Origin of the sequence: Methanobrevibacter sp., assembly GCF_045646045.1 — an archaeon.
Lineage (GTDB): Archaea > Methanobacteriota > Methanobacteria > Methanobacteriales > Methanobacteriaceae > Methanocatella.
Genome location: NZ_JAZRJY010000141.1, coordinates 1 through 23,466 on the forward strand (window position 1 = coordinate 1; position 23,466 = coordinate 23,466).

The following is a 23,466-nucleotide window of genomic DNA, read 5'->3' on the forward strand; positions in this document are numbered from 1 at the left end:
TTTATCACCATAAACAGTAGAATTACTTATTTTTCCATTAACATTGAATGTGACAATACTTCCTTCCGGAAGATAGTTACCTTCACTATCCAATACAGTTACATCATAGGTTGTTCCATCACCGTAAACTTTAGTAATATCGGTACCATTAATGGTAGATAAAACAGTAACAGTTGCATTAGCTGACTTGTCTTTAAAAGCAACGGTTACAGGATATTCACCAGGATTCAAATTAATGTTTAATACAGCATTACCATTTTCATCAGTAGTTTTATTGTATGTTACGCCATTGATAGTAATTTCAACTGTTTTATTTGGACTAGGATTTCCTTTACTATTAACTACACTAACATTTAATGCTTCTTTTCCATGATAATACTTAGTTAAACTATCAACCAAAATTTCAATGTCATTGACAATTAAATTATCTTCACTATTTTTAGTTACATTATTGAAGTTGTCATCCCCAGAATATGAAACAGATACCTTATATTCACCAGGCATTATAGTATCAGAAATGGTAATTGTTTCGTTTAAAGGAATGTCTGTAAATGTATAATTTTGCTTTTCACCAATTAATGTTATATTAACTGTTCCTGTTGCATTTTCATTATAAGAAAGATTAATAGTTGCATTATCACCATAATCAATCTCATAAGGATCAACTACCACAGATAATCCCGGGTCAACTTTAGTGATTTCCAATTCAATAGTATCATAAGCATCTTCAACAGATGCAGTTACACTACCAGTTCCACACAAAGTTGGAGTGAATTTTAATATATCACCAAATTTAGCGGTTTTTTTATCAACATCACCATTAGTTGAAGTGATTGTTAAATTAACCGGTTCTAATCGAGTATCATCATATTTTTCATCAGTAGATCCTGTTTTATTATTGTACACGAATAAATTAAATGCAATTTCAGATGTTTCCAAATAGGTAATTGATTCAGGATTGGCTGTAGCATTTAAGAACAACCATACATCACAGACCATAGGTCCATCTATACTTGGTCCGTCTTCATAATTGGTTGCATTATGTCCAAACCAGTTATTAGTAACATTTAACATATCATTATTAACAATACTGGAAACGATATCATAATCCTTCTCATTATTCAAGAAAATATTATCATATATTTTAGTATTACCGTTTTCAACATAAATAATTGAATTTGCAGTATTATTTACAAATAATGAATTAAATATTGAATCATCCTGACTATTATCATAAATAGAAATAATAGCCCCATTATTAGCAGAATTACCTATGGAATTACCTATGAAGTTAGAATTTATTTCATTATTAACAGAATTTACATCTAAAACAATTGCAGCACCATTAGGAGCTTTATTTCCTATAAAATTAGCATTGATTTTGTTATTAGAACAATCTACATCTCCCATAACACAAATAGCACCACCAAAGTTTTTAGCGGAGTTATTTATAAAATTACCTGAAATATTATTATTAGAGAAATAATAATCTGGCCAACCAAATATTGCACCACCATATTTAACAGCAGAATTATTTGTGAAATTGGAATTTATTACAGTGCCATCCATCTCCCATACACCAATTGCACCACCACAACCTTCATTACCTTTAACATAATTATTTGTGAAATTGGAAATAATTTTATTATTAATAGATTCACCGATAAAAATAGCACCACCATAATTAGCAGCAAAATTATCATTAAAATTAGCAGTGACATTTATATTTTCACCACGGGAATAAATCTCAATTGCACCACCAAACCCTTTATTTGCTGAATTATTATTAAATTCTCCACCAATATTGGCATTAATCAAATCAGCACGAATATATATTGCGCCACCATCTGAATCAGCAGAATTATTTTCAAATTTCCCTGAAATTTCAGCATTTTCAATAGTACCTATAACACAAACAGCTCCACCTTCATTTGCCTTATTATCAGTGAAATTACTCATCAAATTAATATTAATAGCATCAGTATTTTTAGGATAAATCATTAATGCTCCACCCTGATATGCAACATTTCCTACAAAATCAGCAGCACAAATTAAATTATTAGCATTCCCTATATAAATTGCACCACCCATAGAAATTGCACCATCTTGAGAGAGATCCACTGGCCCGTAGTTATTAATGAAACTTCCAGAAATATTGGTATTTTCCAGATTTAATATATAAATAGCACCACCACTAATTGAATCTCCACTACCTGAAATATGATTGGCTACATAATCACCGTCAATATCATCACTAACTGATTCAGAAATATGAATAGCTCCACCATTACTGTTTTCACCATTAGCAGTGTTATTTTCAAAATTACCTCTATACTTATTATTTCTAGAGTTAATTAAGTAAATTGCACCACCCATAGATGCTGTATTATTTTTAAAAGTACCTGAAATGTTAGAATTTTCAATACTCTTTGCAATACAGATTGCACCACCATACCTAACAGCAGAATTATTAATAAACTCCACATCAATATTAACAGAGTCTACTATAGAGACAAAGAAAGAAACTTCTTTAATAAAAATGGCACCACCATCATTAGCAGCATTATTATTTATAAATCTTCCACTGATATTAGTATTAGTAAAAGTATCCACATAATAAACTGCACCACCATCATATGCAGTATTATTTATAAAAGTAGCATTAATTTTATTAACGTCAGATGCTGATCTAAAATAAAGTGAACCACCAAAAGATGCATTATTGCCTATGAAAACACCAGTAATATTGGATTTATATAAAGAAGGATAAAAATAAATTGCACCACCACCATAAAGGTAATAATTAGTAGTGGAAATTATGGTATTATTTTTAAAAATACCCCCTATATTAGTATTGATTATGTTAGAAAGAATAGCAATTGCACCACCTGCACCATCATCACCATTTATATAATTACCTGTAAACTCAGCATTGAAATTGGAATCTATAACCTCACTCAGTAAATCAATTGCACCACCCCAAGCATTAGGGGCGTTAACGGAATTATTTATAAATTTTCCATTAAAAGTAACATTTTTAACTTTAGTATCTTTTCGTGCGAAAAATATAGCTCCCCCACCATTACAAAAAGAGTATTTATCAGATAAAAAGGTATTATTTATAAATTCACTGTTAAAAATAGAGTTGGTAACATTACCAATAAAACAGATAGCACCACCACCAACAGCATCAAATTCTGAATGTGCAATGGTAGATACCATACTATTATCCTCAAATTTACTATTGAATGTACAATTGTCAACATTACCCATAAAACAAATTGCACCTCCACCAATACAGGCATTAAACTCATTAACCGTTACGGTATTATTAATAAATGTTGCATCAATGTGACTATTTATTAAACCATAAGAGAAATAAAGTGCTCCTCCACCAAAAGAACCTGGATTAGTATTATTTCCATTTTTAAAGGTTATTCCTGTAACATTAAATTCATTTACATTAATAGTAAAAATATTGCTTAAATATTGAGCATCAAATATTACTTCATCGTTTCCCCAGTTAACCAGATTCAACTTTTTATTAATTACCAAATTTGTATTATTCTCACCGGTGTATGTTCCACCAGCAATATAAATTGTATCCCCATCATTAAGATTAGGAGAATTAAAGGTTTCATTTAAATTATTGAATGGATTACTTTGTGATCCATCTCTATCAGCACCAGTATTGCTGGCATTTACATACCAGCTATTACCAGCAGCCAAAATTTGTTCATCATTTGATACGGATAATGTATCATTACTTACATCATCCAAAGATACTCCCAAAGTACCTCCGGAGACATCTGAAATCATATCAACATTATCCCCAATTGTTTGATTAAAATCTTCGCTAGCTGACACACTAGCTAAAGAGACTAAACAAAACATGATTAAGAATAAACTAAAAATATATTTCGACTTCATGATATGTCCATCCTATTTTTTAATAATAACAATATTTAACATTAATGTTATTGGATTTAATTTTCCAACAACATGAAATAACAAACATTATTATGAAAAATATTTTTGTCATTTTAAATAAAAAAGATTTTCTAAAAAAAATTATATCAAGAAAAATTGAATGATTTCTTAATTTGAAATAAGATATGTGACAGTTTGATTTTCTATCTAAAATCAAAAAAATAAGTAATAGAGAAAAATCCCTATTCTTTCTCAACAACAACAGCAGTTCCGTAAACTAAGATTTCTTGCATTGATTGAGAAATTTCATTTGAATCGAATCTGATAGCCACAATAGCATTTGCGCCTAATTCTTTTGCATGTTCAATTGCTCTAGTTAATGCTTCGTCACGGGATTCTTCCATCATAGTAACATACTGTCTGATTTCACCACCGAAAATGGATTTGACTCCAGCACCGATTTGACCACCGGCACCTCTGCTTCTAACAGTTAAACCATAAATAAAACCTTTAGTTTCAACAATTCTAAATCCTGGAATATCATTTGCACTTGATATTGGAAATTCATTTACAGATACCATATTTTCACATGCTTAATTCAATGATAAATATTTTAAAAATTATAGTTTATAAAGTTTTTTTACAAATTACCTAAATGTATCATTTAAGAGGAAAACTACAGCAAAACCATATCTAGGATAACAAATAATCATATAAGAAGCATTACAACTGCAATAATATAATTATCTTGTCATGCTCTTTAATAATTGAATTTAATTTCATTTAAAATTTTTTGAAGATAGGACTTTTTTAAAACGAATTCTCTAATATTTACCGATTTATCATTTAAAACAATGGTTTCATTTAATCGTTTTGCAGCTAAAAACTTAGTATCGCCCTGGCGCAAGTTACAGGCATTACCATTTTTGATTTTGCCTGAAATCAAATCATAATCTGCTTTTAAATTATCCAAATCCGAAGTAATGTCAAATACTTCAATATCTGTAATTTGGCCTTGAAAATGCCAGAAAATAAATATTTTTCTAAAATAAATCAGTTCATCAAATGAAATGACATTATTATAATCAATAATATCCAATTTAAATGGATGTATGGGATATCTCTGACCGCAGTTCTTATATTTGTATTCCAGGATAGCTACCTTAAAATCAATGCTTTCTAATGACTTAATAATTTCACTATCAATTTCAGAAATAGATTTTCCAATCAAACTTTCCAATTCATCCATTTTATCAAAAAAAATAAAAAAAAGAGTAGAATTAATCAAAGTTAATTCCAGTAATTCTTAAACCACCATAATGGGATTTATATTTAATGTTCAATCCGATTAATAATGGAGTGATTTTTTCAATTATTCTTGCTTTTTCTAAAATACCACAGTCAATGGTTTTGATTCCAGGTATTTTATTAATTAGTTCTGCAGCAACCTCTTTGGATTCCTTATCATCACCGGCAATTAAACAGTCACAGTCAATTTCAGCAGGAATATTGGATAAGTGAGAGTTTGAAATATTACAGAAAGCACAGATTACCTTTGCACCGGTTCCTTCAAGGATAGATGCAGTTCTTTCAGCAGCAGATCCTTCCATCAAGTCAATAAATCTGAATGGTTTTCCACCAATAGCAGTTTCCAATGGTACTGTTGCATCCATAACAATTTTATCTTTACAGAATTCCTTAATTCCTTCAACGGTTGGTTTTTGTGCAGCCAAAGGTACTGTGATGATTAAAATGTCACCTTCGCGAGCAGCATCTTCATTTGCCATACCACACATAGTTGATAAATCATAGTCAGCTAAATCTTTTTTTGCTTGTTCAACAACTTCTAAAGCTTTTTCTTCTTTTCTAGAACCAATTATAACATCAACACCTTCAATTGCCAATCTTTCACCAATACCAAGGCCTTGAGGACCGGTTCCACCAATAATACTAACTTTCATTTTATCACCACTTAATAATTTATAAATACTTGTATAAAATTGTTATTAATTAACTCAGAAATAATAATAACATTATACAAAAAATAATATGATTAATAATAATTCACTCTTTTTTTTCATACAATAATCCGCCAGCAAAAATTAAGTATTCAGGCAGGCGGTTGTTTTGTGCATATTGTATTTCAAAGCCAAATATATCTTCAATACATTGATCTACATTTCCACCTAAAGATTCAATGGAATACCTCATTTTAAATGGCATTTTACAGGGCATGCCAAATTCACGGGTACACTTCATGCACAGATTACATTTTCCTAAAAACAAAGCATAGGAATTTTCATCTTCCAGAACATAAATTTCATTCATTAATTTAATTTTCATCCTTTCTAATCTTTTTAAAATAAAATCAAGTTCCTTATCGGAATATTCATTTGATAATTCATCATCATCAAAATCAATTTTAAATGCAATGAGTTTAAACTTATCATAAGAATTCCAAACATCCATTACATCAAAATCAAAAGGAGGACAACTCCAATTTTTTTCATAATCTTCACAATCCTTACAAAGTCCTTGAAATTTTTCAACATCCACATATCTTTCAACAAACTCTGCAACATCCACATCAGCAGTGAGTTTACTAATTCCCTTCATGTTTAAATATTTTAAAAAAAATGTTAATAAATATTTCTAAATAGAAAAAAATGAATAAAAAAAAGAAAAAAGAGTTTAGGTTTATTCAACATCAGAGTATAATAAACCAATAGCTCTATTAGTAAATAATAAAACAAATGATTGTCCAACTAAACATGCAACAATTATACCAACAAATGGTATTAATGTAATTAAACCAATAACCAAGCCTATTAAAGCAGAAATACATGCTAAAACAATGAAAAATGCTATTAATCTTAATACTCCTATTTGTTTGATATCATCGACTATTTGACCGAAAGCAAAAGCTTCACCAAAAGTACCATATTTAGCCAATCTACATATTGCAACTGTTTCAAATAAACCAAATATTATAAATAATATAATAGCAACAACAGCGACAATTGAAAAACCGGAACCTAATGCAGCCCATGTTTCAGGAGGGATTGCATTTAAAGCAGCAGTTGCTGTAGTGGCATTATTAATAGCAGTAAGAGAAGATTTTGGAAGAGTGCTAATAGCTGATCCTAATGAAATAAAACCAAGGAAAGATACAATAACAGTAGGAACTATATAGTAAACGAATGTAACGATAAATGATTTAATACCATCAACTATGTTATTAACCCAATCAAAAGCGGGAATTTCATCATTCAAACTAATAGATTCTCTTTTTACACTCAATCCATAACCTAAAGTTAATATACCAATTATAATACTGATAATTGACCATACTGTTGAAAAGGTACTATTATAAAAACCAAACATTGCAAGTATAGCCGGTACACTAGATACTAAAAGTACAACACCCAAAATCAATAATTTTTCATATTCTGAAAATGGATATTTTAAAGCATTTGTAAATATTTCTCCAAATTCCATAATTTTACACCTTCTAAATTTATACTCAAAAAGAGTTAATTATATTTTACAAATAACTAGTATATAAAAGTTATAGTTAAAAAATACAAAATTTGGTAAAAAAAATAAAAAAAAGTAAAAAAAAAGTAAAAATAGCTATCAAAAAATAGCTAATTAAAATTATTCATCTACACCAAAGGATTTTTTAAGTAAATCTGCATTTACAAATCCTTCTTTATATATATTTCCAGTAGTTAAATCATTGATAACAACTTCAGCTGGAGCAAACATTCCTTTATCTATTTTATAGAAGTCGAATTCTGCTTCTTTAAATACATCAAAGAATGGTTTTCCATATCCATCCGCTGCGGATGATGGTAATTTTGCAGCAACATCAGCAATGTCATCATTTTCATCAGATTCAACATAGTAGTAAGTTCTTCCACCGAATAAAACAGCGTCATTTGTTTTACCCATTGCTTTTAATCCGTCAGGATCAATTGGTGCGATAGGAGCAATACCTGCAGCATGTTTTACTTTTGTTACATCAAATTTAATAGCTTCCAACATCTTATAAGTTCCGTTTTCAACAACTCTTCCGGAAATTTGAATAGATCCAACTAATGAAGAAGTAGGAGCTACAAGCAAGTAAACGTTTTTAACGTCGACATTACATTCATCAGCAATGTATTGTGCAACGTCTTCACCAGGCAATACATCAGCTTCTAAAGTTAAAATAGCCAAATCAGCATCTTTATCTTCATAATCAATTTCTTCATAAGTTTCAGCCGGTTTTAAAGCAATAGCACGAGCTGGACCAGAACCTAATGCAAAGAAATCTCCAACACTAACAGACCAACCTGCTTTTTGAGAACCTAAAGTTGAAATAGAAGGGGAGTCGGTTTTAATTTTTACAGAAGGAAGTGCGAATTTTTCAGACAAGTCTCCAGGAATTGAAATTCCAACATCTGCAAGTCCACCAAGACAAACTTTAGTATAAAGTTCACCTGCTTTAAAACTTCCATCTACATTTACACCACAATCTAAAACGGTAGCACCGTTATCTAAAGTAGATACTGCGATGGTTAATGCATCTGCTTTTTCAATCATTACATCTACGGTTTTTTTAGCTTCTAAGTTTACACTTACCATCATTTAACCTCGAATAAATATTAAACTTACAATGTAAGTTATTATTTAAAATTATTGTTTTATTATTATTTATATTTGCCTAAAAATTTCTAACATAGATATAATTAATATTTATCGAAATGTACTTTTGATTCATCAAATCTCAGTTTAGGCTTACTTTCCAATGCAGGATACCCAATACAAATCACAGCAAATGGAATGCAATTATCGGGGATTTTTAAATAATCCATCAATTTTTTACTGCGGTCTTCTATCGGATGAAAACCCAACCACACTGCACCCAGACCTTCATAAGTTGCCTGAAGCAGTATATTTTCACAGCATGCACCCAAATCCTGTTCAATCATAGATTCTATTTTTGCTTCATTCAAATTGCCTAAAACAACAATCAACCTTGAAGCTTCAGCTGCAGGTTTAGCGAACTTATGCATTTCAGAAATAGCTTTCTTATCTTTTTCATTTTTAACAACAATGAATTCCCAAGCCTGCTGGTTACATGCAGAAGGTGCCTGCATACCTGCCTTGAGAAGGTTTCCAATCTGTTCATCTGTAACTTCAACATCACTGTATTTTCTAATTGAATGTCTTTTAAAAATCGGATTCATGATTAATAATTATACCTTTATCTTTAAGTCTATTTCCATTAAGGAAATGAAATGCTTGATTCATAATTCCAATAGCTAATGACAAAACTCCATTCTATTTGAAGAAAAAATCAATAATCTTGATTGTATTGAAAAATCAGCATGATTTACATTAACTCATGTGGATAATTAATGCTTTTTACCGTTAATAATCTCTTCTATCTCACGGTTGGCATATGGAAAATCATTGACATCAGTCAAAATATGAATTTGATCACCATAATTTATTTTAAAGTCTTCTTTTGCAATAACATAACTGCCATTTCGAATAACAGACACTACAATTGAATTTTTAGGAAATGGAATGTTTTGAATTTCAACATCAATGTATTTGCAGTCCAAAGGAACCATATACTCAGACAAAACATGTCTTGAAGGTTCGGGAGTGAATTTTTCCTGACGTTTTTCCAATAACCTATCCAGTAAAGCTTCATAAATCGGTTCATTACCAAGAAGTGTCGGTACAATATATGCTATTAGGCAGACAACAAGCATTGCAACCAATGATTCAGTTGATCCGCTCATCTCAGAAATTAAAACAATACCTGTAATAGGTGATCTGACTGTTGCTGTGAAAAATCCCGCCATTGAAATAATAATAAACTTATAAACCAATAGATTTTCAAGACCGCAAATCGGAATGAATATTGATGCAAAAATAGCCCCAATATAAGCTCCTAAAACCAAAATAGGTAAAAATATGCCTCCAGGAGCACCTGATGAAAATGAAAATATGGAAAATATATATTTTCCGACAAAATAAATTAAAAGCAAACCTAAAGAAGGAATAGTTGCATCAAATAATCCCATCATATAATGTCCGCCGCAGCTTATTTCAGGCATTATCAAAGCAATAACACCAGAAACAAGAAATACAGAAACGAATTTTACTTCCAAACTTAAATTTGGTATTTTAGCCCATAAATCTTCTGCTTTTATCATTCCAACATTATAAATATAACCAAGCAATCCCAAAATCAAACCCAGCAAAATCAAAAGCCAGTATGAAGAAAGAGGAATGTTTGATATTTGAAATGTCAATGCTGTAGACTGACCGAAAATCATTTTTGATATAAAATCAGAAACAATTGCTGATACCAAAGCTATAAAAACCAAAGTTTTATCAAAACCATGATTGATTTCTTCCAGTATGAATATAACACCTGCCAACGGAGCATTGAAAGCTGCAGTGATACCGACAGCAGAACCAACAAGAATCAATCTTAGCTCATCAGTTTTTGATTCTTTGAATATTTTAGAAACACCCTTACCAGCCATTGCACCAATCTGGACAGACGGGCCTTCAGGACCAAGAGACAATCCACCAAGAGCTGTGAAAACACCACCTACGATTTTAGCAAACAATGTTTTATACCAGTTGACATCTAAAAATCCTTTAGTTTCAGCATTAACCTGAGGAATACCACTTCCCATAGCATCTTTTTCCCAACGCATCAGAAAAGCAGTTAATAAACCCAAAATAATCAAAAATATGAAAAATAGTGCAATGTATAAAATATTACTGTTTATAATTGTCAAATAGCTTCTTAATATATCTTCTGAGCCATACAAAAGAAATCTGTAGAGACATACCATTAAACCTGAAAAAATTCCGACCAATATTCCCTGTATTGTAAGTTTAAAAATATGTCTCGGGTTTTCAACGATTGATTTAAATGTATTTTGCACTTCTTTCATTAATAATAATATTAATGTTTATAAATTAAATAATTTATTATAATGAGAAATCAAGCCACATTTAAAAGCGAAAAATAGTAAAATTAAAAAAATAAAAGAAAAAAATTAGATGTAACTTTCATCTTTTTTTCTGAAGTGAGCTTGTGGGTGATCACATAACGGACAAACTTCCGGAGCTTCTTTTCCATAATGGATGTATCCACAATTGTTACATTTCCATGCAATTTCTTCATCTTTCTTAAAGACTTTGCCTGCTGCAATCTTATCAGACAATGCATTGTATCTTTCTTCGTGAGCTTTTTCAGTAGCTGCAGCAGCATCAAATAAATCTGCAATATCATCTAAGCCTTCTTCACGTGCTTCAGCAGCGAAGTTTTTATACATTTCTGTCCATTCTTCATGTTCGCCTGCAGCAGCATCGGCAAGATTATCAGTTGTAGGAGGTACTTTACCGCCATTTAACAGTTTAAACCAGATTTTTGCATGTTCTTTTTCATTATCTGATGACTCTTGGAAAATATCCTTAATTTCTACATAACCATCCTTTTTAGCCTGTGATGCATAAAATTCATATTTAACACGTGCTTGAGATTCGCCTGCAAGTGCAGTTCTTAAATTTTCTTCAGTTTTTGTACCTTTTAAATCTACCATAATTTCAACCTCATAGTCTTTAATTTAATTATAATTTTAATCCAATATATTTTTAGCGATTGAAAATTCAATCATATAATTTTTTATTTTTCATTTAGTTTTAGCAATATTTATTATAAATAAAATCAATAAGTTAAATATAAAATCAATATAAAAGTGATTAAATGGACAGAGAAGCAAAAAAACGTATGCGCGAAATAACTGCAACATTGAGAAAATACGGTTTTGGTAAACTTCTAAACAAAGGCATCAAAAACAAGATTTTTCCGGCAAAAGAAGAGGAAGAATACAGTCTTTTAAACGATCCAGAGCTTCCGGTTAAATTAAGATTAGTTTGTCAGGATTTGGGAACATCATTTATCAAATTAGGACAGTTATTAAGTACAAGACAGGATATTGTTGGAGAGAAAATAGCTAAGGAATTAGCCAAATTGCAGGACGATAATCCGCCAGTTAGCTATGAAGAAATTAAAGAAACAGTCGAAAGTGAACTTGGAGCAAATATTGAAGATATATTCGAATATTTCTCTGAAGAAAGCCTTTCAACAGCTTCCATTGGACAGGTTCATGAAGCAAAACTGAAAACTGGTGAAAAAGTAGCTGTTAAAGTCCAAAAGCAAGGAATTACAGAAACACTTGAGTCAGACCTGGTTATCATGAAACATCTTGCCCAATTAGTTCACAAACATAATGATGAATTAAGAGGATTTAATTTGCCGGGAATTATAGATGCATTTGACCATTCCATCCATATAGAAATTGATTATATCAACGAATTACTAAACATGACCCAGTTGGCATCAAATTTTGAAGACGATGAAAGCATCCATATTCCAATAGCATATTCAAAATACTGTACAACAAAAGTTCTTACCATGGAATTTATTGAAGGTACCAAGGTAAGTGAGGTTTTTGTAAGCGAGAGTGAAGAATTCGACAAACCACTTCTTGCAAAGCGTGTACTTGATTCATTTATGAAACAGGTCCTGCTTGATGGATTCTATCATGACGACCCTCATGCAGGAAATATTTTTATTCTGGAAAATAATGTGGTATGTTATATTGATTTAGGTTCAATGGGTATTCTTGATGAGGACTTTAAGAAAAATCTTTGCGATTTGCTTATGTTGATTGCAGAAAAAGACGTTAAAGGCGTTATCAACCAATTCATTTATATGGGTGTCCTTGATTATGACATGGATACCACGGACTTGAAACGGGATCTTCGCGATTTATTCTTCAGATACTTCAATAGTGAAGTCGGCGGATTGAATGATATTTTGGATAAATTACTTGCACTCATGCAAAAACATGGAATCATTCTTCCTAATGATTTCGTTACAATGGCCCGTTCAATATCAATGATTGAAGATGTTGCAATAGGCCTGGACCCTAATGTTGACATTATGGCATCCATTGAACCGATTGCAAAAGAAACCGCTAAAGAAAGAGTAAATATTTCAAATTTCATTAATGATAAAAAAGGTAGTTTATTATACTATAAAAATATGCTTAAATCTTTAGCTCCACTTCTAGTAAGAACCATCCATAAAATAGAAAATGGAGATATGAGTTTAAGATTTGAACTTGACCATATTGACCGTATTGTAAGTAAATTTTCACTTGTTGTAATAATAGCTGCTCTTTTAATCAGTTCATCTTTGGTTATGACAATAACAAGAGGTCCAATGTTATGGGACATGCCATTGATTGCTGTACTCGGTTATTTTGTGACATTTATTTTAGGTTTAATTGGAATAATAAACTATTTATACGCCAGATAAATGAATTAATTTCATTATCTACTTTTTTTATTTTTAAATATAAGAAAGAATTAACGCTACAACTGTTCCAGCCAATATACCAATGATAATTTTTGATTTGCCTTTTTTATCAAGCAATGCATATACAAGAAACATTACTATCATACCGATAAATACTGCAATACGTCTTTCCATTATTTAACCTCCCTGAAAAATCAAATTTTAAAATCTATACAAATTAATATATTTTTTTAAATATTTAAAATATATTCAAGAATATCTATATTGGTTCAAAAAAATATTATTTAATTTGAACTGCGCCATGTGTTTCCGCATTTTGCACAGCGTATAAAATTAGTTGGTGCTTCATCAGCTGATCGTGTTTGTACTGTCCACCAATAACCCTTTGTTCCGCCACATTTATAGCAGGTTATTCTTGTTGTCGGCAATGCCACATTATTATTGTCAGTAACAATGACTTCCAAATCTTTATTTTTCTCGCCTTCGAACTTGTACTGCTCATCCAAATCATTTTTTGTCAATGATTTTTCATAACCGCACACACATTTAATTATGCCATCCTTAGGCATTAACATCGAACCACATTTAGGACAGAATTCCATTTTTTAAACACCATTAAAAATTCGTAAGTATTAATTTAGTAAATGATATTTATAAAATAATCGGTTTAAAAAAAAAAAGTAAAAATAGAAAAAATATAATCCTAATTAAAAAGATTAGATTCTTCTAATTTTTCTTCGAAATATTTTGTACGTTTATCAAAGCTGCGTTTTAAGATAAATGATAGAATGAAAACAACTATACCTAATCCAAATAAGACTAAAAATGCAGGAATATAATTAGCCCATATTAAACCAAGCTGTGCTTCACGAACCATATTTATCGCATACGTCATTGGCAGATACGGATATAAAAATCCGAACATTTGATTCATAATCTCAATCGGATAAATACCTCCCGTACCGGATATCTGGAACACTAATAAAACAATAGCAATTCCTTTTCCAACTACTCCGAAAAGAGATACTAACGAATATATCAGCGTCATAAATACTGCCGCCACAACATAACACGAGAATAGGAAAAGTAATGGATTATGAATGTCAATTCCTAAAGCAAAACAACCTGCCATTGTAACAGTTGTCTGCAATACGGATAAAGCCAAGAATAATGCCAATTTACCCATATACATTTCATGAGGTCTGAATCTAGTACCTACACTTGTTCCTGTTTTCAACATTACACTAGTAATTAATGCACCAACCCACATACATAAAACCAAATAAAATGGAGCGACCTGGGAACCATAATTACTTGATGGGAATTCTTCATGCCTATCTAATTTAACTGGAGCAAAGAAATAATCACCAACTTGACTATCATTTAAACCTGTAACATCATCTAATCCACCAGCAGCACCAGACAATGAACTTGATGCAGCAAATAAAGCAGAAGCAGCAGAATTTGCAAGTAATTGAGCACCAGCAGCTAAACTTAATGAACCTTGACTTAATTGATTTACACCATCACCAAGTTGATTTGCTCCATCAGATAAAGATACTGCACCATCAGCAACCTGATGAGCACCATCATCTAACTGATTTACTTTTCCGGAAACGTTTGAAGTTTGTCCATCAATATAATCCATCCCATCCTTTATAAATTGGGAAGACGTGTGATTTTTAACATAAGACGTAACCTGTGAAATATCTCCAGTAACCTGATTAACTGTAGTGGATGCCTGACGAGTTCCATCAGCAACCTGACCAGCACCATCAGCCAACTGATTAGCACCATCAGAAAGCTGATTAGCACCATCACTAAGCTGATTAGCACCACTAGCAAGCTGACCTGCACCGGCACCAACTTGACCAGCACCTGCAGATAATAGACCTCCGCCAGAGGCTAATTGACTTGCACCAGAAGCCAATCCATCCTTCAATTCACCAAGTTTATTGTAAGCTGCCAAATTAATGAAAGTAACAATCTCTGCATTAATATTATTATATACTTGTTTTGCAGCAGCATCAGTTAATTTAGCTGCAACAGGATTTGACTTTTCATTAACCCTATATTCCAATGTTGCAGAATGAGGATCTTTGGTTGTAATCGACACAATACATTCACTAAAGTTAGCGGGAACAACAATACCTGCATAATACGTTCCATTATATACTCCCTCCCTCAGCTCATCGGAAGTGACAAATACCCACTCAAAATCAGTGTTATTCTTAAGCATTTTAACTAAATCATTTCCTGCATGAATCGATACATTATTATATTGGGCGCCCATATCATCATTAGCAATAGCAAACTGAACATGACTAGTATTTTCATAGGGATCCCAGCATGCATAAATATTTATTAAGCCATACAAAGAAGGCAATATTATAATTGCTATTAAAATTATAACAACAATGGGATTAGAAACAGTAGATCTGGCATCTGTTTTTATAATGTCAAAAATATTATTTCTTGTACTTTGACGAAATTTTAAAATATCCTCTTTTTTCATCATATCCCCCTAAGACTTAAAAAAATGAAAATTATAAAGCAAATGCCCCAATATAGACTCGATGTAAAATAATAGTTACATTACAGAACATTAGACTGTAATCAACTCATTTAATAGTTATTCTGTTAAATAATTTCTATACGATAAACTATAAAATTACTACAATCAAACCTATAAAAAGGCATATCTGTTAAAAGATAAAATTTTCACCATATAATTCTATGTTAAACAATTTATAAAAGAGTTTCTATTTGAAATTAGAAAAAAACAATTCAATATAAAAAAAAATGAAAAAAAGTTTTAAAGTAGAGGCTCAACCCTCCACCATAATCAGCTTACCTGTCTTAGGATCTTTATATACTTTACCCATTTCAGTATAACCCTGACCTGAGCTATTAGAAGTATCAGGCGTATCATTTAATTCATGACCCTGATTAACCTCTGAAACACTTTTAATAGTTTGCATTACTTGCTGTTTTTCTTGTTGTGTCATGTCTTCATTGAAAACAATAGATTGCATATTCCAACTAATGATTACAAAGACAAGAAAACCAACAGCAATAACAAGCATAGCATCAACCAAGTTAGCTGTACCAGCCATTGGGTCTTCTTCAACACGATTAGATCGTCTTCTTTGTTTTTTACGAACCATTTAAATCACTGCTTATTCATATAATCCAAAACAGCATCTGATAAAGCATCTAAATCTGATAAATAACGGTCATACCAACCGCTTCTAACTTTACCAATGACATAACATAAAGCACCTGAACCAATACCTACAATGGTTGTGTTGAACGCAAGAGTTAATGACTCTGCAAGAGTATTAACATCTCCAGCACCTAACGCTGCAAGACCCGGACCCATAGGAATTAAAGTACCCATTAACCCTAAAGTAGGACCTACACGTGTAATAATATCTGTTCTTTGTAATGTTTTGTCAATTTTTTCTTCTTCATATTCAACTAATTTACGAGCTAAAGCTTCTCTTGAGTTTTTATCTAAAGCAGAGGAGCTAGCAATTTCAGTTAAAACTTTTTTCTGAGCTTTTGGAATTTCAGCATTTTCAATTGTGCTTATTAATGCATCAATAGAAGCAGCTGAATTAATTGCATAAATTAAATCTCTAACTGTTCCTACCGGAACCTTTTTTCTTGAAGTATATTCAGATATTGCTCCACCCAAAGTAATAATTGAAATTATCACAATGATTAAAAGAATAACCAATACAGGAATAGTTAAACTTTGTGAAATAACATCTAAAGAACCTGTTAAATATTCCCCACCAGGTACACTTATACTCATTATATATCACCTATAATCAAATTATTCTAAAAGACTATTGCTTCTTTTACTTAAAAATATTCCTATAACCACTAAAACAATTAGCATAACAATTACTGCAATAATAGATTCAGGTGAGGTCATTGCCAAGTCACCGAAATCCTTACTTAAAGAACCTGCAATATTCGGAATTACTATTGCGGAAAGTAAGAAGTAAGCACCTAAAAGCAGCATAAAATTTCCTAAAATAATAGGGTAAGGTTTACTTGTATGTTTAACTACAATATTGGATGCAAAGTAAGCTATAATAATTACAGCCACTAAAGCAGCTGCTGCAAACCAGCTTAAATAGAAAGCACCGACACCAATAGTAGGAGCAACAATCAAAATACTTGCAACGATTGATCCAAAACAACATGGACAAGGTGCAATAACCGCAAGAGATGTTGCAGTACTTGTATTGTGATCATGGACTTTCCATTCCCTTATTGTAAATAAACCTGCAATAATCATTATCAGAGCCATGATTATATAGAATATTGAATTATAACTATAAATAGCTTGAGTGAGTTGCTCTGCATATAAAGATGCGACAGCAGAAATTAATAAAACTCCACCACCATATCCCACACAAATTATTGCTAATAATTTTTTTGACAAATTAGCCAAACCTGATGCTAAACCAACTTTTATACCAAAAACAAGAATAGCTGCAAGAATACCAAATTGCCATAAAACACTCATCATATCCATATAAAATCACCACATAATTAATTAAAAATCAATTACAATTTACTATATATTTTTTTAACTATATAAATTAATTCACATTTAGAAAAAAAAATAAAAAAATTAAAAGAATGACAAAAAGCCATTCAATTAATTTAATATTCATTATCATTTTTATTTCTAAAGTATCCTATAGCAAAAATTCCTACTAATACAATTACACAAATCAGCAATTGTATTGACATAGATTTTTCAGTTGTTGTACTACTACTTGAAACTGATTTTTCTACCTCATAAGTTTTTGATGAAGATTCAGCACCGCTATCACCAGCATTATCCAAACCGTTAATTTCAGATTGGCTGGAAGCAGTAGCCTGTTGAGAAGATGTTTCACCAGCACCAACTGCAGTATTACCCCTATTGGAACCTGAAGTTGAACTGTCAGATTTCATAGTTGATGAAGAGGAGTTAGATATAACATTAGCATCTGTAGAATTAATGCCTGCATTTTCATCTACATCAGACTGTGAATTATCAGCATCAGGATTGTTCTGGAAGTTGGCAGGATTGAAGAAATTATGATTTGTTGCCTGGAAGATTTGATCTGCAAATCTTGCAAGTAAATCAGGGTTAATAAAGTCAACCGCCCATTGCATCATAGCAATATTACCACAACTACAGTCACAGCATGCAACACCGTTTGTAATTACGGCATCAGCCCATTGATTAGCTACATTAGATAAAGTAGCTGAATCTGTTTTCCAATAGCCTTCATAAGCGGCAGTTAATAATGTACCTGCAGAAGATATGAATGCATAATTATTATTTCCAGATCTTAACCAGTCATTAACACCTATTCCATATTTATCATTGAAATAAACATTATATGCATCATCCCACATATAATTTGAAACTGCTTCAGGTCTTGTTACAGACCAACCAAGCAAATCGGTCAAGAATTTATTGGAAATATATCTAGCACCACTGTAACCTTCTTGCATCATTCCACTAATCCAGTCAGGGTTTGAATATCTGGTCAGAATTTCTTTTGCAATAGCTTGTTCGATTGATGTAGTATATGGAGTATTTTTATTTCCATACATCAAAACATTCATATTTGGAGTGTTTCCATTAACATAAGCCATTGTCATTGAAAGTCCTCCCCAATAATCAAAGAAATCATCATTATCCAAAACGCCATATACATTAGTGTTACGACTGACGATTAAATCATTAGTATTGTTTAATGCTCTTAAAAATACTAAAGGATTTGTTTCACCCCAATAGAATTTAGAGTACATGTTACCCATTCTGCCTAAATAAAACTCAGCCAATTCATCAGTTTCATTCCAAGTCCAACTTAAAGATACTGATTTAGCTATTCCTGCACCATAATCACCATTAGGTGGTGCAAAAATACGGGTAATTGCATATTCTGCAGCAGTAGTGGTATTGTAACCTAATTCTTTGTAATAGATGAAATCGCTAATCCAATGTTTAGCAACATTATTTTCTTCAAATGTTTCTCCACCAACACCATAATAATCAATACTAGCCATTACATGATCCAAACCTTCTTCAATATCTTTACCCCATTTACTACTCATTAATTCATCATTATCTAAAATATACATATATGATCTGGCTAATGCAACTCTGAATGCATTATCCATTAGAATAGTTTGAGTGGAGTATAAATCTCTGAAGTTACCACTAGTAATGATTGTTACATCAATTCTCTTTTTAGCCCATCCATCAGGGCGGGTTAATTCTTGTAATTTAAGATATTTTGGTAATATATTAGTTTTTACACCAACACTTACCTCTTTGTCATCATGTTCATGATCATCATGGTCTTCATCATTACCAACTTGTACATATCCACCAGCACTTGGAGATGATGAATAAACCGGTTCCATACCAAGTAAATATAAAACAACTGAAACTAATGCACCGTCGTCTCTTGCAGTTTCAACACACCAGATTCCCATTACAAGTTTTTCCGTATCATCTGTTAAACCTTCCAAGGCAAGTAATGTTAAAACTCTTCCATATTCATAAGCTTCTTTGGTTGGAAGTTCTTGAGACTGATCATGGAAGAAATTTCCTCCTGTTTCAAGTGAATTAACATCTAACACATCACCTGCAGGACCAGGAGCAATATATTCTCCATTTAAAGCTTTTATAAATGAATTAATTTCCTCTTGAGCGGATAATTGAATTAATGAGATATATAATTTTGCATAATCAAATGCTGCAATAAGACTAGATGAATTTATGCCAATTACCTGTGCAACTTCTTCACTTGAATAATAAATTAAAGAAATTACAACATTGGTAGATAAATTCATTACAACATCTCTTTCAAGAGAATTAAGTTCACTATACTTTTTAGAATATTTTATTTGAGCAATTTCATCATATAATGATGTGGTTACACCATTATAAGTGAATTTTTGAGATAATGCAGTAGATACAGATAAACCGATATCTTTATCAGTCCAGTTTTGACCCAATGCATGTAACCCCCACGTATAGAGTTCATCCTGTACTGATTTAATGAAAGAATCAACTGTGGAAACTAACTCATCTGATGTTAAACTGTTGAATGTTTCATTGCTTATGCCCATAGAATGAACATAATTATTTGTATCAACAATATATTTAATTTCAGATATAAGTGCATCCTTGGAACTTTGATTTAGAGCATTTTCATATTCATTAATCAAATTAGCCAAAGAAGTTAAATTTCCATAAAGTTGAGTATAAGCTAAAGGAGATGTTAAATGAGAAATCATCACAGCAAAACCTCTTCTTTTAGCTTGAATACCTTCACCAAGACCATCAGATATGTAGAAATAAATTTGTGGAGTTTTACCAACAACAATAGATCCGTAATCTGTTGAAGATAACAAAACCTCTTTACCAGGTAACCATTCGTGAGTAGCGTGTCTTCCAACAAAAACCATAGCGGAGGAATAATATTCTTGGAAATAATAATAAGCTGCCAGATATTGGTGTGTTGGAGCTACAGCAGTACTGTGGTATAATGCATCGGAATCTGCTTCCCATCCTCTTTGAGGTTCAGGACCAATAAAAACATTACCGAATGTTAAACCTGGAATTACAAAGTATAGAGTTCCATTCCTTTCAATAGTCATAATATTTCCAGGTGCATCTCCCCAACCATTTAAACCAGGTACATCCAACTCTGACCATTCCTGTTTATATTTTAAGAAAATGGCATAGTCTGATTCCAAACCTGTTTTTAAATACTGTTTTAAAGCTGCAACAATATTATCTAAAATCGGAACGGCTCTTGAAGTATAATTATCCGGCAGTAACGCTATGATTTCACTATACCAATCAGATAAACGTTCATCCATTGGAGCGGTATAATGTATTGCAATTGCATTTCTTGATAATTCACCAATATATGCAACAGGACCTTCCACAACCTGCAATTTAGAAATAGGTTCTAAACTTTCAAACCATTCTAAATATTCGGAAGCCGGGAGTAAAACCACATTAGAGCGGTTGGCTAGTTTTTCCAACTCACCAGGAGCCCATGTAGCTACATTAATACCACATTTAATAATCATATCTTCCAATTCACTTACATTATTTGGAAGCTCGCCAACATTATAACCTTCGGCTTTTAAAGCATATAAAAGATTATAAATACTTGTTACTGAGTCCAAATAACTTGAACCGATATTTTGTTTTCCCGGAGGATAATTATAATAAATTAAAGAAATTTTTTTATCCGCATTTTCTGTATATCTCAAATCAATCCATGAAACAACACGGTCAGTTAATAAATCAATATTTATCTCATGAGGTTTATATCCTGAGCGTTCAGTACCGGTTTGCGCTGATATATCATGAGTTACACCACCAACAAAGGTAGCCTCAATAATACCCTGAGCTTCACCAATAGCTACATGCCACCATTTATCACTTCTGTTTCCAGGCAGACCTGTAGTACTTAACTCCCATTCTTCATTACTTACATAATCAGAATGGACTGCTCTGAATATTTGTACGCCGGCTGTTTCAAAATATTCTGTTACTTTATCAAACAATGTTCCCCCAATACCATATGCAGGCATGGAGATTATTGCATCCACATAACTTTCATAATTAGAAGGATTTTCTAAAAATGATTTATAATCAGGAGCATTAGTGAAATATTCAACCATTACTTTTAGCTGATCATCAGAACCTCCCGCTGCAACAACAGGAATTACATTAATACCTTTAGATTCTAAAGATTTTATTAATGCATAATATGGTTCTAAAGATGCACTGGATACATACATATTACTTTCAAGTAAACCGACAGTATATTTTCTTGAAGAATCAAAATATAATTTCTTGTATTCATCTAAAGACATATACTTATCCCGATATATCCCATATTGATATGATGCATGGAATATCGGAGCGGCATATTGGCAATTAAAACCGCATGTGTTTAATGCCCATAATATTTGATTTATTTGATTTTCCTTATCATTGCAATTTTTATATAAAACTGCCTGATTAAATCTGGAATCAACTATATTGCCCTTACCTGAAGTAACATAACTGTAAACTGAAGTATATGGTTGACCTCTTTTTGTCGTTTGAAAATATTCATTTAAAAAATCTACTGTATATGTACTATCGTCGAAGATTTTATGATAATTAATAGTAGAATTCTTAACTAAATTGAATGTTTTAAGCTGTGAAGAAGATGATGTTTCCAATATCAAAAACATCTCTTTATTTGATAAATCAGGATATTTAAGTAATAAATTAGTAAAAACTGAATCCGCATCAGTTGTTAACCAATTTGCAATTACAATATCACTTTTATCAATTAATGTGTACAATTCCGCTTCATCCATTTTAGAAATCTGATTAGAGCTTCTAACTTGAATATTTACATTAGAATAATTATTCAATACTTCCTTTGCCGCTGAATCAAGAATATTTGTTCCTCCATTATCACTTATAAGCAACATAGATTTATTATACTCTTGATTTAAAACATTAGAATTGTCTGATTGAACAATAGTATCATTATCCAAAGCGAATGTAATATTTATTGTACATAAGAGCAAAACAATCAAAATAGCTACAATTGCTATATTTTTGAGATTAAAAGTACCAATTTTACTCTTAATTATTTTAAAACCCCCTTGAAAAAGATTATCAAATAATCTCTTTCAATAATTATATTAAACAGTTATTATTAATAAAATTAATCAAAGTATTACTAATTAACATAAATTCTATAAAAAAGTATTACTAAAAAAAGAAAAAGTGAATGAAGTATTAGTCTACTCAAGAAGCGGCTTTAAAATATTTAAAAAATACGAGTCTGTAAAATTTTATAGGCCTATTTTATTTTTAGATGTTTTTCAGTCCAATTTTTCATTTGATAGTCTAAAAATGTTAGAATTCCATTTTTAGACTTGTATAATTTCTTTATTATTTCTGGATTAGTTTGTCGGTAGTAATTTTCGACTTTGTTTGATGTTTTCTCAATATTTTCATCATCTAAGTGCTGTACATATCTGTGGAAGTGATTGATGATGTGTTTTCTTATGAAATC

At 31.3% G+C, this 23,466-nt stretch carries 18 protein-coding genes and 1 pseudogene; 1 reads left to right on the forward strand and 18 read right to left on the reverse strand.

The window, feature by feature from the left end; translation table 11 throughout:
• The 10 genes from ACKI5C_RS09530 to rbr form a co-directional block, all read right to left on the reverse strand.
• The coding region (locus tag ACKI5C_RS09530; RefSeq protein WP_407432891.1) for a beta strand repeat-containing protein at nucleotides 1–3,930 on the reverse strand (3,930 nt) is incomplete at its 3' end.
• 242 nt (nucleotides 3,931–4,172) lie between these two features.
• Entirely contained in the window at nucleotides 4,173–4,511 is a 339-nt protein-coding gene (locus ACKI5C_RS09535) for a heavy metal-binding domain-containing protein (protein WP_407432892.1), read from the reverse strand.
• 179 nt (nucleotides 4,512–4,690) lie between these two features.
• Entirely contained in the window at nucleotides 4,691–5,179 is a 489-nt protein-coding gene (locus tag ACKI5C_RS09540; protein WP_407432893.1) for a hypothetical protein, read from the reverse strand.
• A 31-nt stretch (nucleotides 5,180–5,210) separates the two neighbouring features.
• Nucleotides 5,211–5,891: an NADPH-dependent F420 reductase gene (gene npdG / locus ACKI5C_RS09545; protein WP_407432894.1), complete on the reverse strand. Its 681-nt coding sequence runs from the start codon at nucleotides 5,889–5,891 to the stop codon at nucleotides 5,211–5,213.
• A 103-nt stretch (nucleotides 5,892–5,994) separates the two neighbouring features.
• On the reverse strand, nucleotides 5,995–6,546 hold the full coding sequence (locus tag ACKI5C_RS09550; protein ID WP_407432895.1) for a DUF2284 domain-containing protein: 552 nt from the start codon (nucleotides 6,544–6,546) through the stop codon (nucleotides 5,995–5,997).
• A gap of 81 nt (nucleotides 6,547–6,627) precedes the next feature.
• Nucleotides 6,628–7,428 (reverse strand): DUF4013 domain-containing protein, encoded by an 801-nt coding sequence (locus ACKI5C_RS09555; RefSeq protein ID WP_407432896.1) that lies wholly within the window; start codon nucleotides 7,426–7,428, stop codon nucleotides 6,628–6,630.
• 159 nt (nucleotides 7,429–7,587) lie between these two features.
• Complete coding sequence (mch, locus tag ACKI5C_RS09560) at nucleotides 7,588–8,559, reverse strand: methenyltetrahydromethanopterin cyclohydrolase (RefSeq protein ID WP_407432897.1); 972 nt, start codon at nucleotides 8,557–8,559, stop codon at nucleotides 7,588–7,590.
• Nucleotides 8,560–8,663: 104 nt separating this feature from the next.
• Entirely contained in the window at nucleotides 8,664–9,164 is a 501-nt protein-coding gene (locus ACKI5C_RS09565) for a nitroreductase family protein (protein WP_407432898.1), read from the reverse strand.
• 168 nt (nucleotides 9,165–9,332) lie between these two features.
• A complete protein-coding gene (locus ACKI5C_RS09570) occupies nucleotides 9,333–10,901 on the reverse strand; it encodes a chloride channel protein (RefSeq protein ID WP_407432899.1) in 1,569 nt (522 codons plus the stop codon).
• A gap of 105 nt (nucleotides 10,902–11,006) precedes the next feature.
• Entirely contained in the window at nucleotides 11,007–11,552 is a 546-nt protein-coding gene (gene rbr, locus ACKI5C_RS09575; protein ID WP_407432900.1) for a rubrerythrin, read from the reverse strand.
• A gap of 164 nt (nucleotides 11,553–11,716) precedes the next feature.
• Between rbr and ACKI5C_RS09580 the strand changes: the two genes are divergently transcribed.
• Entirely contained in the window at nucleotides 11,717–13,336 is a 1,620-nt protein-coding gene (locus ACKI5C_RS09580) for an ABC1 kinase family protein (protein ID WP_407432901.1), read from the forward strand.
• Nucleotides 13,337–13,369: 33 nt separating this feature from the next.
• On the opposite strand, the gene ACKI5C_RS09585 is transcribed toward ACKI5C_RS09580, so the two are convergent.
• The 8 genes and pseudogenes from ACKI5C_RS09585 to ACKI5C_RS09620 form a co-directional block, all read right to left on the reverse strand.
• The gene (locus ACKI5C_RS09585) at nucleotides 13,370–13,510 is read right to left on the reverse strand and encodes a hypothetical protein (RefSeq protein ID WP_407432902.1); all 141 of its coding nucleotides are present in this window, start codon (nucleotides 13,508–13,510) and stop codon (nucleotides 13,370–13,372) included.
• A 110-nt stretch (nucleotides 13,511–13,620) separates the two neighbouring features.
• Nucleotides 13,621–13,938 carry a transcription factor S gene (locus tag ACKI5C_RS09590; RefSeq protein ID WP_407432903.1) on the reverse strand — a complete coding sequence of 106 codons (318 nt, stop codon included), beginning with the start codon at nucleotides 13,936–13,938 and terminating at the stop codon, nucleotides 13,621–13,623.
• A 101-nt stretch (nucleotides 13,939–14,039) separates the two neighbouring features.
• The gene (locus ACKI5C_RS09595; protein ID WP_407432904.1) at nucleotides 14,040–15,851 is read right to left on the reverse strand and encodes a YhgE/Pip family protein; all 1,812 of its coding nucleotides are present in this window, start codon (nucleotides 15,849–15,851) and stop codon (nucleotides 14,040–14,042) included.
• A gap of 313 nt (nucleotides 15,852–16,164) precedes the next feature.
• The gene (locus ACKI5C_RS09600) at nucleotides 16,165–16,503 is read right to left on the reverse strand and encodes a DUF2149 domain-containing protein (RefSeq protein WP_296862096.1); all 339 of its coding nucleotides are present in this window, start codon (nucleotides 16,501–16,503) and stop codon (nucleotides 16,165–16,167) included.
• A 5-nt stretch (nucleotides 16,504–16,508) separates the two neighbouring features.
• Nucleotides 16,509–17,156 carry a MotA/TolQ/ExbB proton channel family protein gene (locus tag ACKI5C_RS09605; RefSeq protein WP_407432905.1) on the reverse strand — a complete coding sequence of 216 codons (648 nt, stop codon included), beginning with the start codon at nucleotides 17,154–17,156 and terminating at the stop codon, nucleotides 16,509–16,511.
• A gap of 21 nt (nucleotides 17,157–17,177) precedes the next feature.
• Nucleotides 17,178–17,888 (reverse strand): DUF2162 domain-containing protein, encoded by a 711-nt coding sequence (locus ACKI5C_RS09610; RefSeq protein WP_407432906.1) that lies wholly within the window; start codon nucleotides 17,886–17,888, stop codon nucleotides 17,178–17,180.
• A gap of 131 nt (nucleotides 17,889–18,019) precedes the next feature.
• Nucleotides 18,020–22,972: a cobaltochelatase subunit CobN gene (locus tag ACKI5C_RS09615; protein ID WP_407432907.1), complete on the reverse strand. Its 4,953-nt coding sequence runs from the start codon at nucleotides 22,970–22,972 to the stop codon at nucleotides 18,020–18,022.
• 278 nt (nucleotides 22,973–23,250) lie between these two features.
• Nucleotides 23,251–23,466, reverse strand: a pseudogene (locus ACKI5C_RS09620) (transposase); the annotation flags it as partial.

What these genes read in the sequence shown, in the direction of transcription:
- ACKI5C_RS09535 (WP_407432892.1), bottom strand. Translation starts at nt 4,511, where the DNA reads ATGGTATCTGTAAATGAATTTCCAATATCAAGTGCAAATGATATTCCA.
- ACKI5C_RS09540 (WP_407432893.1), bottom strand. Translation starts at nt 5,179, where the DNA reads ATGGATGAATTGGAAAGTTTGATTGGAAAATCTATTTCTGAAATTGAT.
- npdG (WP_407432894.1), bottom strand. Translation starts at nt 5,891, where the DNA reads ATGAAAGTTAGTATTATTGGTGGAACCGGTCCTCAAGGCCTTGGTATT.
- ACKI5C_RS09550 (WP_407432895.1), bottom strand. Translation starts at nt 6,546, where the DNA reads ATGAAGGGAATTAGTAAACTCACTGCTGATGTGGATGTTGCAGAGTTT.
- ACKI5C_RS09555 (WP_407432896.1), bottom strand. Translation starts at nt 7,428, where the DNA reads ATGGAATTTGGAGAAATATTTACAAATGCTTTAAAATATCCATTTTCA.
- mch (WP_407432897.1), bottom strand. Translation starts at nt 8,559, where the DNA reads ATGGTAAGTGTAAACTTAGAAGCTAAAAAAACCGTAGATGTAATGATT.
- ACKI5C_RS09565 (WP_407432898.1), bottom strand. Translation starts at nt 9,164, where the DNA reads ATGAATCCGATTTTTAAAAGACATTCAATTAGAAAATACAGTGATGTT.
- ACKI5C_RS09570 (WP_407432899.1), bottom strand. Translation starts at nt 10,901, where the DNA reads ATGAAAGAAGTGCAAAATACATTTAAATCAATCGTTGAAAACCCGAGA.
- rbr (WP_407432900.1), bottom strand. Translation starts at nt 11,552, where the DNA reads ATGGTAGATTTAAAAGGTACAAAAACTGAAGAAAATTTAAGAACTGCA.
- ACKI5C_RS09580 (WP_407432901.1), top strand. Translation starts at nt 11,717, where the DNA reads ATGGACAGAGAAGCAAAAAAACGTATGCGCGAAATAACTGCAACATTG.
- ACKI5C_RS09585 (WP_407432902.1), bottom strand. Translation starts at nt 13,510, where the DNA reads ATGGAAAGACGTATTGCAGTATTTATCGGTATGATAGTAATGTTTCTT.
- ACKI5C_RS09590 (WP_407432903.1), bottom strand. Translation starts at nt 13,938, where the DNA reads ATGGAATTCTGTCCTAAATGTGGTTCGATGTTAATGCCTAAGGATGGC.
- ACKI5C_RS09595 (WP_407432904.1), bottom strand. Translation starts at nt 15,851, where the DNA reads ATGAAAAAAGAGGATATTTTAAAATTTCGTCAAAGTACAAGAAATAAT.
- ACKI5C_RS09600 (WP_296862096.1), bottom strand. Translation starts at nt 16,503, where the DNA reads ATGGTTCGTAAAAAACAAAGAAGACGATCTAATCGTGTTGAAGAAGAC.
- ACKI5C_RS09605 (WP_407432905.1), bottom strand. Translation starts at nt 17,156, where the DNA reads ATGAGTATAAGTGTACCTGGTGGGGAATATTTAACAGGTTCTTTAGAT.
- ACKI5C_RS09610 (WP_407432906.1), bottom strand. Translation starts at nt 17,888, where the DNA reads ATGGATATGATGAGTGTTTTATGGCAATTTGGTATTCTTGCAGCTATT.